Annotated in this window: 13 protein-coding genes; 7 read left to right on the top strand and 6 right to left on the bottom strand. The window is 67.0% G+C overall.

All coding sequences use genetic code 11. From position 1 onward, the window contains the following. Window positions 1-62 precede the first annotated feature (62 nt). Window positions 63-599 (bottom strand): putative toxin-antitoxin system toxin component, PIN family, encoded by a 537-nt coding sequence (locus CCR84_RS14755; RefSeq protein ID WP_201213824.1) that lies wholly within the window; start codon window positions 597-599, stop codon window positions 63-65. A gap of 178 nt (window positions 600-777) precedes the next feature. Between CCR84_RS14755 and CCR84_RS14760 the strand changes: the two genes are divergently transcribed. After that, the gene (locus CCR84_RS14760; protein WP_201213826.1) at window positions 778-1,806 is read left to right on the top strand and encodes a tRNA dihydrouridine synthase; all 1,029 of its coding nucleotides are present in this window, start codon (window positions 778-780) and stop codon (window positions 1,804-1,806) included. A gap of 27 nt (window positions 1,807-1,833) precedes the next feature. Then, entirely contained in the window at window positions 1,834-2,907 is a 1,074-nt protein-coding gene (locus tag CCR84_RS16830) for a YkgJ family cysteine cluster protein (protein ID WP_338052624.1), read from the top strand. Between the two features lie 1,180 nt (window positions 2,908-4,087). Here the strand turns inward: CCR84_RS16830 and CCR84_RS14775 are convergent. Both CCR84_RS14775 and CCR84_RS14780 read right to left on the bottom strand, forming a co-directional pair. Continuing rightward, complete coding sequence (locus CCR84_RS14775; RefSeq protein WP_201213828.1) at window positions 4,088-4,648, bottom strand: HPP family protein; 561 nt, start codon at window positions 4,646-4,648, stop codon at window positions 4,088-4,090. Continuing rightward, window positions 4,645-4,860, bottom strand: coding sequence for a hypothetical protein (locus CCR84_RS14780; RefSeq protein ID WP_201213830.1), 216 nt, complete (start codon window positions 4,858-4,860; stop codon window positions 4,645-4,647). Before CCR84_RS14780 ends, CCR84_RS14775 begins: the two co-directional genes overlap by 4 nt. 167 nt (window positions 4,861-5,027) lie before the next feature. Between CCR84_RS14780 and CCR84_RS14785 the strand changes: the two genes are divergently transcribed. After that, a complete protein-coding gene (locus tag CCR84_RS14785) occupies window positions 5,028-5,267 on the top strand; it encodes a type II toxin-antitoxin system Phd/YefM family antitoxin (RefSeq protein WP_201213832.1) in 240 nt (79 codons plus the stop codon). 54 nt (window positions 5,268-5,321) lie between these two features. After that, entirely contained in the window at window positions 5,322-6,125 is an 804-nt protein-coding gene (locus CCR84_RS14790) for a cyclase family protein (protein WP_201213834.1), read from the top strand. Window positions 6,126-6,206: 81 nt separating this feature from the next. Here CCR84_RS14790 and CCR84_RS14795 read toward each other — a convergent pair whose 3' ends face one another. After that, complete coding sequence (locus CCR84_RS14795) at window positions 6,207-8,201, bottom strand: pyruvate kinase (RefSeq protein WP_201213836.1); 1,995 nt, start codon at window positions 8,199-8,201, stop codon at window positions 6,207-6,209. Between the two features lie 377 nt (window positions 8,202-8,578). On the opposite strand from CCR84_RS14795, the gene acnB reads away from it, so the two are divergent. Then, on the top strand, window positions 8,579-11,188 hold the full coding sequence (acnB, locus tag CCR84_RS14800; RefSeq protein ID WP_201213838.1) for a bifunctional aconitate hydratase 2/2-methylisocitrate dehydratase: 2,610 nt from the start codon (window positions 8,579-8,581) through the stop codon (window positions 11,186-11,188). A gap of 116 nt (window positions 11,189-11,304) precedes the next feature. Here acnB and CCR84_RS14805 read toward each other — a convergent pair whose 3' ends face one another. Together CCR84_RS14805 and tssD are read right to left on the bottom strand one after the other, a co-directional pair. Beyond that, window positions 11,305-12,201, bottom strand: coding sequence for a hypothetical protein (locus CCR84_RS14805; RefSeq protein WP_201213840.1), 897 nt, complete (start codon window positions 12,199-12,201; stop codon window positions 11,305-11,307). Between the two features lie 577 nt (window positions 12,202-12,778). Further along, window positions 12,779-13,267, bottom strand: coding sequence for a type VI secretion system tube protein TssD (gene tssD / locus CCR84_RS14810; RefSeq protein ID WP_201213842.1), 489 nt, complete (start codon window positions 13,265-13,267; stop codon window positions 12,779-12,781). 221 nt (window positions 13,268-13,488) lie between these two features. Here tssD and def point away from each other — a divergent pair, with 221 nt between their 5' ends. After that, a complete protein-coding gene (def, locus tag CCR84_RS14815; protein ID WP_201213843.1) occupies window positions 13,489-14,022 on the top strand; it encodes a peptide deformylase in 534 nt (177 codons plus the stop codon). A 47-nt stretch (window positions 14,023-14,069) separates the two neighbouring features. Then, complete coding sequence (locus tag CCR84_RS14820) at window positions 14,070-15,227, top strand: DNA polymerase Y family protein (protein WP_201213845.1); 1,158 nt, start codon at window positions 14,070-14,072, stop codon at window positions 15,225-15,227. The last annotated feature ends 295 nt before the right edge of the window (window positions 15,228-15,522 follow it).

A 15,522-nucleotide genomic window follows, 5' to 3' on the forward strand; every position in this document is an offset into this window, starting at 1 on the left:
GCGGCCGGCGCCGCAGCTCCGTTGTTGGAGCGGCGGCAGCCGCGAATGAAAACGGGCGCCGCTTAGTGCGCCGACCTGCCGAGCTCTTTTTCCGCTTGCGCTGCCAGCCAGCCTTCCGCCGCCGCTGCGCCGAGGACCGCGAACGGCAGCGGCGTGCGCCGGCCGGGGCGGGCGAGGCGCAGCAGTTCCTTGTCGCGCGTGATCAAAAGATCGGCGGCGCACTGCGCGGCGGCGACGAGGAACTTCTGGTCGTCGCGGTCGCGGCAGCGCGGCAGGCTGCCGGCGGTGGCGCTGTCGGCATCCGGGTCGAGCGCAGGCAGCACGGTCACGACCGAGCCGTAGGCGGCGAGCACCCGTTCGACGCCGGCGGCATCGAGCCTGAAATGTGCGCGCGGGAGCACGCTCGCGAGTTCGGCCAGGCACTCGGCGCCGGTGAAGCAGCGCAACCTTCCGCCCGCGATCGCCGCGCGCAGCCAGTCGGTCGATGGGTCGGCGAAGTGCAGCAGGTCGATCACCGTGTTGGTGTCGATGACGACACGCCAGGCCCGCGCGCCGGCGTGACCGGCGCCGCGGCCATTCACAGCTTCAAGGTTTTCCATAGCGGTGAGAGTGTACCGGGTTCCATGGCACGGCACATGCGCTGTGCTCGTCATCGACTGCCGCGGCGGGCGCTAATCCCGTCGCCGACTCGATCGTCGGCACTGCGCACGGGTACAATGCGCGGTTTGGCAGAGCGGGGTAGGCAAGGTGGGGTCTGAGTTAGCCGCCAGGCGGTTGATGCTGGCGCCGATGCACGGCGTCGCCGACGTGGTGCTGCGCGCGGTGCTGAGCCGGATCGGTGGCTTCGACCTCGCGGTGAGCGAGTTCGTGCGCGTGACCAGTTCGCTGCTGCCCGAACGGACTTTCCTGCACAGCGCCCCCGAGCTCGCCTGCGGCAGCCGCACCGCGGCCGGGACGCCGGTGCGCGTGCAACTCCTGGGCGGAGACGCTACCTGCATGGCCGAGAATGCCGCCCGGCTCGCCGGACTCGGGCCGGTCGGCATCGACCTCAACTTCGGCTGTCCGGCGCCGACGGTGAACCGCCACGACGGCGGCGCGATCCTGCTCGACGCGCCCGAGCGCCTGTTCGCGATCACCGACGCGGTCCGCCGTGCACTGCCGGCGAGCGTTCCTCTTTCGGCCAAGATGCGCCTCGGCGTCAGCGACCCGGCGCGTGCGCTCGACTGCGCGCAGGCACTCGCCGCGGGCGGCATCGACACGCTGGTCGTTCATGCGCGCACGCGCGACGAGGGCTACCGCCCGCCGGCGCACTGGGCGCTGCTGGCGCCGATCGGCGAAGCGCTGAAGGTTCCGGTGGTCGCCAACGGCGAAGTGTGGACGCTCGCCGATTATCGTCGCTGCCGCGCCGAGACCGGCCTTGCCGACGTGATGCTCGGCCGCGGCGCCGTCTGCGATCCCTTCCTCGCCCGGCGCATCGCTGCGGCAGAATGGGGCGGGATGACAGTGTCGGAGTCAGCGTCGGCCGAGTCGGGCACTGAGGGCGAAGCAAGCGATCGAGGAGATGACAGCGAAGTCCGCTTGCGCGCGGCCGAATGGCGCGAGCTGCAGCCGGCGCTGGCCGACTTCTGGCGACTGGCACAGCAGCGGGTGTCGCAGCGCGCGGCGCCCGGCCGACTGAAGCAGTGGCTGGCGCAGCTCGCGCGCCGCTACCCCGAGGCCGACGCGCTGCGCGCTGCCGTGCGCCCGCTCACCGGCGTCGCCGACACCGCCGCCATGCTGCGCGCGCACGGCGTTCCTGCCGACTGAATACTCTCCCGCTTCCGGAGCCACCCGATGCAAGCCAATTCGCGCGTCCCGACCAGCGCGCAGACCGGAATCCACGAGCAACTCGCCGCGCTGCTCGCGCGCCGTTCCGGCCAGCCTTTCCGCCAGCCGATCGCCGACTACAACCGCCGCGCCTTCGCTGAATTCGTCGTCGCGCGCGACCGTTTCTCGGCAACGGCGCCGCTGATCCTCGACTCCTGCTGCGGTACCGGCGAGAGCAGCTTCGCGCTGGCGCGCGCCTACCCCGACCACTTCGTCGTCGGCGTCGACCAGTCGGCGATCCGCCTCGCGCGCGGCCAGCGCCAGGAGATGCCGGCCAACCTCGTTCTCGTGCGCGCCGACCTCGTCGATTTCTGGCGCCTCATCGCCGAGGCCGGGATCCGTCCGGCGCGGCACGCGCTCTATTACCCGAATCCGTGGCCGAAGATCGGCCACCTCGCGCGGCGCTGGCACGCGCACGCGGTCTTTCCGACCGTGCTCGCGCTCGGCGGCATCCTCGAATGCCGCAGCAACTGGCGCATCTACACCGAGGAATTCGCCTTCGCCGTCGCGACGCTGAGCGGCCTGCCGGCGCGCAGCGAGCCGTGGCTGCCGGATACGCCGATCACCGCCTTCGAGCGCAAGTACCTCGAATCGGGGCACGCGCTCTATCGCGTCGTCGTTGACCTCGGCGACCGCCGTGACCTCTGCAATCTCGACGCGCAGCGAGAGAAGCCGATCGCCGCTCCGGTTTCCTTGGCTGCATGCGCGAACCCGGTCGGCTGCGCCGGCTGCGGCGCCTGCTGCGCGAGCTACCGCGTCGACTTCCACCGCGCCGAACTCGACTCGTCGCCCGGCGGCTTCGTCCCGGCGGCACTCACCGTCCCGCTGACGAAATCCCTGGTCCGCATGCTCGGCACCGACGCCGCCGAACCGCGCTGCATCGCGCTCGAGGGCGAGGTCGGCCGTGACGCGCACTGCGGCATCTACGACAAGCGTCCCGGACCCTGCCGCGAATTCGGCGAACTGGCGCCCTTCGGCATTGGCGACGACGCCTGCGGCCGCGCGCGGCGGCGGCACGGGCTGATGCCGCTGGGCGATTGACCAGCGCGATCGCCAGCCGTTCGTTGCCGCCCCAAGTAGGGGGGGCTGCCTTGTCACTTACCGTCAGTGGCTGGCGCTGACGGTCATGGCGAGTTGCGCCACCCCGGACCACTAAACGCGCCCATCAGCTGCCGTCATTGCGAGGCGCGCAGCGCCGTGGCAATCCAGTTCGCTCTCCTGTCTCCTCGCCCTTGCCCTCCCTCCACGGGCGACCCGATGCCAGCCCCACGCACTGGATCGCCGCGCCCTGCGGGCTCGCGATGACGAGGTCGTTTCGTCCGGCGCTTTTCGTCATTGCGAGGCGCGCAGCGCCGTGGCAATCCAGTTCGCTCTCCTGTCTCCTCGCCCTTGCCCTCCCTCCACGGGCGACCCGATGCCAGACCTACATACTGGATCGCCACGCCCTGCGGGCTCGCGATGACGAGGTCGTTTCGTCCGGCGCTTTTCGTCATCCTATGCTTGATCTGCCTCCCCGGAATAGACGTATTCTAGGAGTGCATGGAGAGGGGCTGAGACCGTAACCGTCATGGGCCACACAGGCTGTTCGCAATGTGGGTCGCCCTTTCCGACCAGACCGAAAGGCCGGACAGTTCATTGGGGCTCGACCCCGCATTTAGGATTGATGGCATAGGGTCATGGTTGTGCATCCAAATTGAGCAGAGAAGCAGAAAATGATAGTTGGAATTGACATTGCGAGGCGCGCAGCGCCGTGGCAATCCAGTTCGCTCTCCTGTCTCCTCGCCCTTGCCCTCCCTCGACGGGCGACCCGATGCCAGACCTACATACTGGATCGCCACGCCCTGCGGGCTCGCGATGACGAGGTCGTTTCGTTCGGCGCTTTTCATTGCGAGGCGCGCAGCGCCGTGGCAATCCAGTTCGTTCTCCTGTCTCCTCGCCCTTGCCCTCCCTCCACGGGCGAACCGATGCCAGCCCCACGCACTGGATCGCCACGCCCTGCGGGCTCGCGATGACGAGGTCGTTTCGTCCGGCGCTTTTCGTCATTGCGAGGCGCGCAGCGCCGTGGCAATCCAGTTCGCTCTTCCCTCTCCTCGCCCTTGCCCTCCCTCCACGGGCTACCCGATGTCAGACCTACGCACTGGATCGCCGCGCCCTGCGGGCTCGCGATGACGTGCTGCTGCTCTGGGTCAGCGCCTTTGCTTCATCCCTTCGCAGTTTCACGCTAATACCAGCTCTCCGGATAGCGCCGCGAGCGCGGGATGTTGTTGATCAGCAGCGCGACGGCGAGCATGATCAAGGGGCCGAGCGTCGCCGGCATCAGCACGTACCAGAAGCCGAGCTGGTGGATGTCCGGCGAGCCGATGACGGCGATCAGCGCGGTCGCACCGCCCGGCGGATGCAGCGTGCGCGTCGCGTGCATCAGCGCGATCGCGGTCGCCACTGCCACCGCCGGCGCGAGCCAGGGCAGATCCTGCAGCAGTTGCCAGCAGATCACGCCCACCAGCGCCGAGAGCACGTGGCCGCCGATCAGGTTGCGCGGTTGCGCCAGCGGGCTGCGCACGGCGCCATAGATCAGGACGGCCGAAGCACCGAAGGAGCCGATCAGCAGCTGGAGGTCGCTGCCGGCGAAAAACATCTGGCCGATGCCGCCGACGGCGCCGATGCCGAGGAAGGCGCCGAGCCACGACCAGAAGATTTCCTCGGTGCTGACTCGCGGCGGATTGCCGTGCGTCGTCCCGCGCATCTTGCGCCAGTAGTCGCGCCAGCCGCTTTCGAGCTTCAAGCGCCGTCTCCGTCTTCCGGCGCGGCGGCCTGCAGTGCGCGCAGGCGCGCGAGCGCATGGCGCCAGGCCAGGTGATAGACCGCACGGAAGTCCTCGGTGCTGATGTCGATGTAGCCGGAAATGTGCGCCAGCGCGTCGAGGATGTCCTCGTCGGAAAGCTCGAGTTCGAGCGCACGGTCGAGTTCCGATCGCTCCGGGACTGTTTCTGTCATCTTCATCTCCTCGGCGGTGGCGCCGGTAGCCGCATTGTTGGGGTGACAGTATAGGCAACTGATTTGGAGTCAGATATGGCCTCCCCGCAGCGCGGCCGGCCGGGTGTTGAATGCCTTTGCGCCCTGCTAGACTTAGTCATTAGATTTAGCCCGGTAAAGAGGCTTCGATGAATCCTACGGTCGACGTCCATGAGGCGAAAACCAAGTTTTCGCGACTGCTCGAACAGGCTCACGCCGGGCAGGAAATCATTCTGGCCAAGGCTGGCAAACCCTATGCCCGCCTGATGCCGCTGGCACCGCCGCTCTCCCGGCGCCAGCCCGGTCGTCTTGAGGGGCGGGTCGGCGATGAGTTTTTCGAGCCGCTGCCCGACGACGAACTCGACGCTTGGAAGCGCTGCTGCTGGTAACGCGTGATCCCGCGTTCGAAGCATTTGGCACGAAAACCCTTTGGTGAGGATGGCATGAACAGAATCAGGTTGTTGATGACCGCGTTGTTCCTGTTTGCCGGCAGCGCCCAGGCGCAGGATCCCTTGGCCGTGCTCAAGGACTGCAAATGGGTCGATCTGACCTGGTCCTTCGACGAGCAATCCGTGTACTGGCCGACCAATATCCCGTTCCGCCATGAGACGGTGTTCGAGGGGATGAACGACAAGGGCTATTACTACTCGTCCTTCAAGTTCAGCGCCGAAGAACACGGTGGCACCCATTTCGACGCGCCGATGCACTTTGCGCAGGGCGGCAACAGCGTGGACAAGGTGCCGCTCGAACAACTGGTGGGCGAGGCGGTGGTGGTCGATGTCACCGCCAAGGCCGCCGCCGACCGCGACTACCAGGTGACGCGCGAAGATTTCGCGGCCTGGGAGCGGCAGCACGGACCGATCCCCGCGGGCGCGATCGTCTTGCTGAATACCGGATTCGCCCGCCACTACCCGGACCCCGAGCGCTACACCGGAACCACCTTGAGCGGCGCTGCAGCCGTCGCGCAGCTGCATTTCCCGGGGCTGCACCCGGAGGCTGCGAAGTGGCTCGCCGAAGAGCGGCGCATCAAGGCCGTCGGGCTCGATACGCCGAGCATCGATTTCGGGCAGTCGAAGGACTTCATGACGCACCGCATCCTCTTCGCCAACAGCGTGACGGCCTACGAGAACGTCGCCAAGCTCGACGAACTGCCGCCCAAGGGGGCCTGGGTCGTCGCCCTGCCGATGAAGATCAAGGGCGGCAGCGGCGCCCCGTTGCGCATCCTCGCCCTGGTTCCCCGCTCCTGATCCGCGGGTGATTGGATGTGAGCTGAATCACGCGCTCGCCGGGTTCCTGCGCCTGCAGCAGTCAGGGCCACCTGGGCATGGCTATTTGCATCGATGACCAGGACGCTCGGTTGTCGGCTTGTTCAAGGCAGTGGCCGCGTGCGAGTGAGGTGACCAGGCGGCCAGCGCACGCAGCAGCGAACGCTTCTTTTTCTGATGCGACTGCATGCGCTTCAATATGTCGTCGAGCGCGCGCATCGCATCGAGTATGTGCGGGCCCTTGTTCAGCATCACGCATTCCGCACGCTCACCCATGGCGGCATCTGTGATTTCGGCGCGCGATGGCTGTCCCGTCTTGGCCAGGGTTTCGAGCACCTGCGTTGCCCAGATCACCGGCATGTGCGCGGCTTCCGCCGCCCACAGGATTTCTTCCTGGACTTCGGCGAGCCGTTCGTAACCGCATTCCACGGCGAGGTCACCGCGCGCGATCATGACACCGGCGGCCCGGCTGGCCATGGCACCGAGCAACAGCTCGGGCAGGTTCTCGAAGGCGCGTCGGGTTTCGATCTTGAGCATGAGTCCGGTATCGTGAGCGCCCAGCGCATCCAGGCGCTCGCGCAAGGCCTCGACATCGCTGCCCCGTTGCACGAAGGACAGACCGACGAGGTCGGCGTCACTGGCGATGACCGTCAGATCCTCGATGTCCTTGCCGGTCAGCGCCGGCAGGTCGAGCTGGCTGTCGGGCAGGTTGATGCCCTTGTCTCCGGCGAGACGGCTGCCGTTGGGGCCGGCCTGCACGATCTCGATGATCAGCGCATCGGGCAGGATTTCGCGGATCACGCCCCCGATATGTCCATCATCGAAGCAGATGCGCTCTCCGATGCAGACCTGGGTGAACACTTCGGGCAGCGTGCAGGCGATCGTCGGAATCGTGTGCCATCCCGCAGCCGGGTCCGACTCGATGGCGTGTTCTGTACCGGAACGGATCAGTCGCAGCCTGTCTCCGCAGCGCAGGAGCAGAGCGCCAGGTGCGAACGGCAACTCGATGAGCTGGGTCGAGCGCCGCCCGTGACGGATACGCTGGCGCCGCAGTCGAGTCTCGGGAACGAAGTAGATCGTCTTCCCGGACTCGACGAGGACACCGGCCTGCTCGCGCGCGATCACGCGCAGGCTGCGCCGGGCCTTGCGCGCATCCACCAGATCGAGCACGTCACCCACTTCGAGCTGGTCCAACCATTCGGGATCGACGCCGACATGAACGGGGGCGCCGGCAACGGGGTTCGTGGCTCCGAAAGGTCTCAATCCCAGCCGGGCATTCTCGACGACACGTCCGAACTTGTCACGCACGGGCTTGATCCTGAGCACACAAGCGTCTGTCTCCACCGGGCCGGTGCGCAGTTTCGGGCCGCCCAGGTCCATCAGGATGCGTACCGGGCGTCCGACCGCCCGCGCTGCGCGGCGTACGTGATTGGCCATCGCGGACCACGTAGGCGCTTCATCATGCGCGCAATTGATGCGCGCGATGTCCATGCCGGCGGCGACGAGTTGATGCACCAGTCCGTAGTCCTGCCCCGCTTCGGAAGGCAGGGTCACCATGATGCGCACGGTGCGGCCCCGCGGCGGGTTGCCGAGCAGGGCTGCCGTGTGCTGATCGAGCAGGCGGCGGCTGCTGTAGATGCCAGCCGGTTCCTGGTCCGATCGTTCCACCCAGGTCTGTCCGGTCAGACGGTGCAGAATTCCCAGTACCTTGTCGAGATTGGCGAGGACATGGGATTCCGCGTGTCCCAGCGAGGAAAGCCCCAGCCAGGCCAGTTTTTCCTGCAGGGGGCGACGATCGCGCTGGCGCAGTACGAGATAGTGAATCAGATTACGCGCGCTCGGCAGGTAATCGGCGGATACACAGGCCAACTGCTCGCCAAAAGCCTGTTCGGAGGCCAGCATCTGCTCGCGCAGCGACCACAGCTCTTCGATCATGGTCTGGCAGATCTGCTGATCCCAATTGCCTGTGGCAGGCGGGCTGGACTGATCGATAGCCGCTGGCGATTCTCCGGCAAGGGCATCAGATTCAGCCCGACAAGGGATCAGATTGTCATTCATCGAGTGCCGTCTCCACGCCAGGCCGTCGTGAGGGTAGTGAGTCTCCCTGCCTGACCGGGCGTCAGGCCTGGTGGTCAGAATAAGCCAACTCGATGAAGTTCATGTGTCGGTTTGATGACACGCTGCGTGCCGGCCAGCACGAAGGAGCGCAAGCTACTCTGGGGCTTTCATACCGTCCCCGAAATTTTTCCTTCACAGCAAGCCTTGTATCTTATAAGATATATAAGACTAAAGTCTGCGCAGGTTTTTGCCCGGGGTGCTGCCCTTCAACCGAACTTTGGTGTCTAATTCCGGCTTGCGCGTTCCGCCCGCTTTCTGCTTCACCTTCCCGCTTCGTTTTACCGCTTCCGACCGACTTTTTCAGAGAGGACTTTGCCGTGCTTGAAGCTTATCGCCAGCATGTCGCCGAGCGCGCTGCGCTGGGCATTCCGCCGCTGCCCCTGACCGCAGCGCAGACCCGCGAACTGATCGAACTCCTGAAGAATCCGCCGGCAGGCGAGGAGGGCGCGCTGGTCGAGCTGATCACCCACCGCGTTCCGGCCGGCGTCGACGACGCGGCCAAGGTCAAGGCCGAGTTCCTGGCGAAGATCGCCAAGGGCGAGGAAGCCTGTGCGCTGATTTCTCGCGCGCAGGCCACCGAACTGCTCGGCACCATGCTCGGCGGTTTCAACATCAAGCCGCTGATCGACCTGCTCGGCGATGCCGAAGTCGGTACGGTCGCCGCCGAGGCGCTGAAGAAGACGCTGCTGATGTTCGACTACTTCCACGACGTCAAGGAACTCGCGCTCGCCGGCAACGCCAACGCCAGGGCCGTCATGCAGTCCTGGGCCGACGCCGAGTGGTTCACCAGCCGTCCCGAAGTGCCGGCTTCGCAGAAGCTGACCGTGTTCAAGGTCACTGGCGAAACGAACACCGACGACCTGTCGCCGGCGCCCGACGCCTGGTCGCGTCCCGACATCCCGCTGCATGCGCTGGCGATGCTGAAGAACCCGCGTCCGGGAATCGAGCCGGAAGAAGCCGGCGTGCGCGGCCCGGTCAAGTTCCTCGAAGAGCTGCGCGCCAAGGGCAACCTCGTCGCCTACGTCGGCGACGTCGTCGGCACGGGTTCCTCGCGCAAGTCGGCGACCAACTCGGTGCTGTGGTTCACCGGCGAGGACATCCCCTTCGTCCCGAACAAGCGTTTCGGTGGCGTCTGCCTCGGCTCGAAGATCGCGCCGATCTTCTTCAACACGATGGAAGACGCGGGCGCCCTGCCGATCGAGATCGACGCCGGCCAGATGGACATGGGCGACGAGATCGAACTGCGCGTCGATGCCGAGACCGGCAAGGTCGCCGCGCTGAAGAACGGCGCCGTGATTGCCGAATCGCAACTGAAGACCCTGGTCATCCTCGACGAAGTCCGTGCCGGCGGCCGCATCCCGCTGATCATCGGCCGCGGCCTCACCGCCAAGGCGCGCGAAGCGCTCGGCCTGCCGCCCTCGACCCTGTTCCGCCTGCCGCAGGCGCCGGTCGATTCGGGCAAGGGCTTCACGCTGGCACAGAAGATGGTCGGCCGCGCCTGTGGCCTGCCCGAAGTCAATGGTCAACAGCAGGGCATCCGTCCGGGAACCTACTGCGAGCCGAAGATGACCACCGTCGGCAGCCAGGACACCACCGGCCCGATGACGCGCGACGAACTGAAGGATCTGGCCTGCCTCGGCTTCTCGGCCGACCTGGTGATGCAGTCGTTCTGCCACACCGCTGCCTACCCGAAGCTCGTCGACGTGCGCATGCACCGCGAACTGCCGAGCTTCATCAGCACGCGCGGCGGCGTCGCCCTGCGTCCGGGCGACGGCGTCATCCACTCCTGGCTTAACCGCCTGCTGCTGCCCGACACCGTCGGCACCGGCGGCGACAGCCACACGCGCTTCCCGATCGGCATCTCGTTCCCGGCGGGTTCCGGCCTCGTCGCCTTCGCCGCGGCGACCGGCGTCATGCCGCTCGACATGCCCGAGTCGGTGCTGGTCCGCTTCAAGGGCGAGATGCAGCCCGGCGTCACGCTGCGTGACCTGGTGAACGCGATCCCGCTCTACGCGATCCGCCAGGGCCTGCTGACCGTAGAGAAGAAGGGCAAGAAGAACGTCTTCTCGGGCCGCATCCTCGAGATCGAAGGCCTGCCCGACCTCAAGGTCGAACAGGCGTTCGAACTGACCGATGCCTCCGCCGAGCGCTCGGCCGCGGGCTGTACCGTGCATCTGAACAAGGCGCCGATCGTCGAGTACATGAACTCGAACATCACGCTGATGAAGTGGATGATCGCCAACGGCTACCAGGATGCGCGCACGCTCAAGCGCCGCATCAAGGCGATGGAAGAGTGGATCGCCAACGGCGAACTGCTCGCCCCGGACGCCGACGCCGAATACGCGGCGGTGATCGAGATCGACCTGGCCGACATCAAGGAGCCGATCGTCGCCTGTCCGAACGACCCGGACGACGTGAAGCTGCTCTCCGAAGTCGCCGGCGACAAGATCGACGAAGTGTTCATCGGCTCGTGCATGACCAACATCGGTCACTTCCGCGCTGCCGGCAAGGTGCTCGACGGCAAGTCGGACATCCCGACCCGCCTGTGGATCGCGCCGCCGACCAAGATGGACGCGATGATCCTCAACGAGGAAGGCTACTACTCGGTGCTCGGCAAGTCGGGTGCGCGCATGGAAATGCCCGGCTGCTCGCTGTGCATGGGCAACCAGGCGCAGGTGCGCCGCGGCAGCACGGCGATGTCGACCTCGACGCGCAACTTCCCGAACCGCCTCGGCATCGACACGCGTGTCTACCTGGGTTCGGCCGAGCTGTCCGCGGTGTGCGCGCTGATGGGCAAGATCCCGACGGTCGAGGAGTACCTGGCGCAAGTCGAGGTGGTGAACAAGAAGGCCGCCGACATCTACCGCTACATGAACTTCGACCAGATCGCCGAGTTCGTGGACGTCGCGGCGACGGTGGAGATGTAATCAGCGCACATCGCCGCCATCCTTGAGCGGCGAGTTCGCCAGGAGCCCCTGTCGGAAAACCGGCAGGGGCTCTTTTTCCATGCGCAGACGGTGCCCGCGTTGCGCCGTCTGCTTCTTCAGCTCGCGGCCTGTCCCGCCGTTCGCAGCGGCGCGGGGCCGGCCCAGCAGCCGCTGATCAGTCCCTCGGGTCGCTGTGGTGCGTTGACGCGGGCGCTGCTGGCCCAGTCTTCGCGGGCCACGTCGAGTCCGGCGAAGATACCGTAGCCGCTGCCGGCACGGATCGCGACCCCCGCCGACAGGCTCTCTCCGGCGCGGATCGCACCGCCGGCGACGATCTCCTCGCCGGCCTTGATGCCGCGGCCCGCTTCGAGATGCATTCCGGCGCGGATCGAGCCGCCGGCGCTGATGCCGTAACCGGCGCGCAGCCCCTCGGCGACGACGATGTCGCGGCCGGCCTGCAGTTCCCTGTCGCAGCAGACCTCGTCGCCGGCGTCAAGGTCGAGGCCGACCAGAGCATTCTCGGTGACGCTGAGGCGGCCGGCGCAGCGCAGGTCCCAGCCGACGCGCAAGCCACCGGCGGCATGCAGTCTACCCGCGCAATCGACGCCCCAGGCGACGCGCAGGTCGCCGCCGACTTCCAGGTTGCCTTCTGCACGCACGCTGGCGCCCGCGCGCAGGTCGCCGCCGACCGCGAGGTCGCCACCCACGCGCACGCCGCCACCCGTGTGCAGCGAGTGACCGATGCGGATGATCCCGTTGACATCGATGCCGCGGCGCACGTGCAGCGTGCCGGCGAAGACGATCGCGTCGGCTTCGATCGCGTCGACTTCGCGCACCTCGCTACTGGGCCCGAACTGTTCGAGCAGCCAGCAGGCATCGCCGACGCGTCCGGCGGCGACCATGGTGTCGAGCAGTTCCTGATAGTGGCCGCCTTCGCCGAACTGGCGGACGAACCAGCGGAATCCGTCGGTACAGGGCCGCTTCGCCCTGACGAAACTTCGTGTGAGATGCATGAAATCCCCTTAGTCGCTGGCAGCGCCGCGCGCGGCACTGCGAAGGCAGCCCTGCAGGGGAAGAGTCGCTTCGCTCCGGAGGGAGCGCGCCCCGCTCGTTCGAGCGTGATTGTGGTGCCGAAGGACTGGCCCGCAGGCGGCTGCACGTTGAACGGGACGCTGCGTGCGTCCCGGGCAAGGTGCCGTGCGGGGGAGGGGCTTCAGCCCCGGAGGTTGCCCCGCACGGCCTGGGAAAGCACGGCGGGAGACCCTGTGACCTTGAAGGCGAGCTGTGTCGCGAACGCGCGTGGTGGCGACGCCGTTGCCGACGCGCACGCGAGCGCGCGCAGCGAGGCGCGGCAACCGGTGTGGCGAAGGTGGGCGAGGGGCATGCGTGGGCGTTCGAGCGATCGAGGAAGGCGTATTGTAGGCCAGGCGGCGGGTCGCTGTCCGCCCCGGTCGACGTCCTGCGCGTCTTTTCTTGCGCGCCGCGTGCTGCCACGCGCCGGCGACGAGGCGCTGATCCGAGCTGGATGGTGGCCGCAGTCCGCAGCGGCCGGCTCCCGGATCGATGCCCGCTGGCGGGAGGGAGCTGTGTTCAGGCGACCGGTGCTTCCCAGTCGTCCGCCGCCGTGATGCCGCCTTCCTCGTAGCGCCAGATGATCTTCTCGTAGGTGAAGGCGATCTCCTCACGGGCCTTCCGTGACGCCTGTGCGGGATCCGTGTCGTCGAGCATCTTCATGTGGATCGAGGCGATGCAGGCATTGACCAGTTGGATCGTGAAGTATTGCATCTCCCTGCCGTGCACCACCGGGTGCCAGAAGCGCAGTTCCCATTCGCTGATCGTCTCGTTGGTGACGAGCATGTGCCAGAGCAGCGGCGACGCGGCGTCGACTTCCTTGGTGACGAGGACCGGCTGGTGTTGCCGTTTCCCCGTGGGCAGGCCCGAGTGCGCGTCGCGCGGCGAACTCACCGCGTGATCGAAGGCGATCACCATGATGCTGCCGACGCGACCGCGCGCCAGGGCCGAGCCCTTGATCTCGCCGCTCTTCACCCCCTTGAGTCGCAGATAAGCGTTCTGTGTCATGTGATGCCTCCTGTCGTGCCGGAAATTTGCATGAGCGCGCGGCCCGAGCGACTACCGCATCGTCGTCTGCACAGGCTCGCCGGGTTGGAAAATCGCCCCGTATTATGCAATCATCGTAGATCATGCGCCGCGCCGGCACCTGCGGCGGGGCTGGCGCCGGTGAGCCTCGCTGCCGCGCCATGCGCTAGAATGCCTTGCCACGACAAACCGAGGAGGCCACGATGGCCGTCCGTACCATCCTGCGCATGGGCGACCCGCGCCTGCTGCAAGCGGCCCAGCCCGTCACCGACTTTGCCGATCCTGCGCTCGAGCGCCTGATCGACGACATGTTCGAGACGATGGCCGCCGCCGGCGGCGTCGGCCTTGCCGCGCCGCAGATCGGCGTTCCGCTGCAACTCGTCATCTTCGGCTTCGCACAGAGCGCGCGCTATCCGAATGCCGAGTCGGTGCCCCAGACGATCCTGATCAACCCGGTGATCACGCCGCTCGCCGACGAGCAGACGCTCGGCTGGGAAGGCTGCCTGTCGCTACCCGGTCTGCGCGGCGAGGTGCCGCGCTTTTCGCGCATCCGCTACCGCGGCTTCGACGAGCACGGCCAGCCGATCGACCGCAGCGTTCAGGGATTCCACGCGCGCGTCGTCCAGCACGAGTGCGACCACCTGCATGGCGTCCTCTACCCGATGCGCATGCACGATTTCACGCGCTTCGGCTTCACCGACGTGCTTTTCCCGCAGGTGTCCGCGCCCGCCGAGTGAGCGGCCAGTAATCGGCGAGGCGGCAGCGCTTGCGGTAAACTGGATGGATGACCAGTAGCCGCCGCATCGCCCACCTCGACATGGACGCCTTCTTCGCGTCGGTCGAGTTGCTGCATTACCCGGAATTGCGCGGGCAGGCGGTGGTCGTCGGCGGACGCAGCGCGCGCGTCGCCGCGAAAGCCGCCACGGCAGGTGAAGCCGGTGCGCGCTTCCCCCGGCTGCGCGAGTACGTCGGACGCGGCGTCGTCACCACCTCGACCTACGAAGCGCGCGCGCTCGGCGTCTTCTCCGGGATGGGGCTGATGCAGTCGGCCCGCCTTGCGCCGGACGCGATCCTGCTGCCGGCCAACTTCGATGCCTACCGCGAGTACTCGCGCCGTTTCAAGGCCGCGGTGGCGGCGATCGCCCCGCGCATCGAGGATCGCGGCATCGACGAGATCTACATCGACCTCTCCGACATCGACGAGGCGAGCGAGCCGCTGGCGCGGCGGATCAAGGACGCGGTCTTCGCCGCGACCGGGCTGCACTGCTCGATCGGCATCTCGCCGAACAAGCTGCTGGCGAAGATCGCCTCCGACCTCGACAAACCCGACGGACTGACCCTGCTCGGCCGCGAAGACGTGCCGACGCGACTGTGGCCGCTACCGGCGCGCAAGATCAACGGCATCGGTCCGAAGGCGAGCGAGGTGCTGGCGCGCAACGGGATCAATACCATCGGCGAACTGGCCGCGGCGCCGCGTGAACTGCTGCTCCGCCTCTTCGGCAGCGCCACCGCCGCCTGGATGAATCGCGTCGCGCATGGCGAGGATGAGCGTCCGCTCGTCACCGCTTCAGTGCCCAAATCGCTCAGCCGCGAGACGACCTTCGAGCGCGACCTGCACGCGCGCCAGGACCGCGAGCAACTTTCGGAAATCTTCACCAAGCTGTGCACGCGCGTCGCCGCCGACCTCGAGCGCAAGGGCTATGCCGGCAGAACGATCGGCATCAAGTTGAAATACGCCGATTTCAGCAGCGTCACCCGCGACCTCACCCTGCCGGTCGCCGTCGCCGATGCCGGCGCGATCCGCAAGGCGGCCGGGGAATGCCTGAAACGCGTTCCCTTGAGCAAGAAGATCCGCCTGCTCGGCGTCAGGGTGAGCGGGCTGGTGGCCCCGCAGCAGCAGGCGCCCGAGGCGAGCGGCGTGCAGGGGGAGTTGCCGTTCTGAGCGGGAGTCTCGGGTTACGCTGCGCTAACGATCATGGCGAGTCGCGACACCCCTGAGCATGAAACGCAGCCATTCGCTTCAATGCGTCATTGCGAGGTGCGTAGCGCCGTGGCAATCCAGTGCGTTCTTCCGTCTCCTCGCCCTGCACGATGCGAGACCTACGTACTGGATCGCCACGCCCTGCGGGCTCGCGATGACGGATTCGCTTCACTGCCGTCATTGCGAGGCGCGTAGCGCCGTGGCAATCCAGTTCGTTCTTCCGTCTCCTCGCCCTGCACGATGCGAGACCTACGCA

Source organism: Rhodocyclus purpureus, from assembly GCF_016653115.1.
Lineage (GTDB): Bacteria > Pseudomonadota > Gammaproteobacteria > Burkholderiales > Rhodocyclaceae > Rhodocyclus > Rhodocyclus purpureus.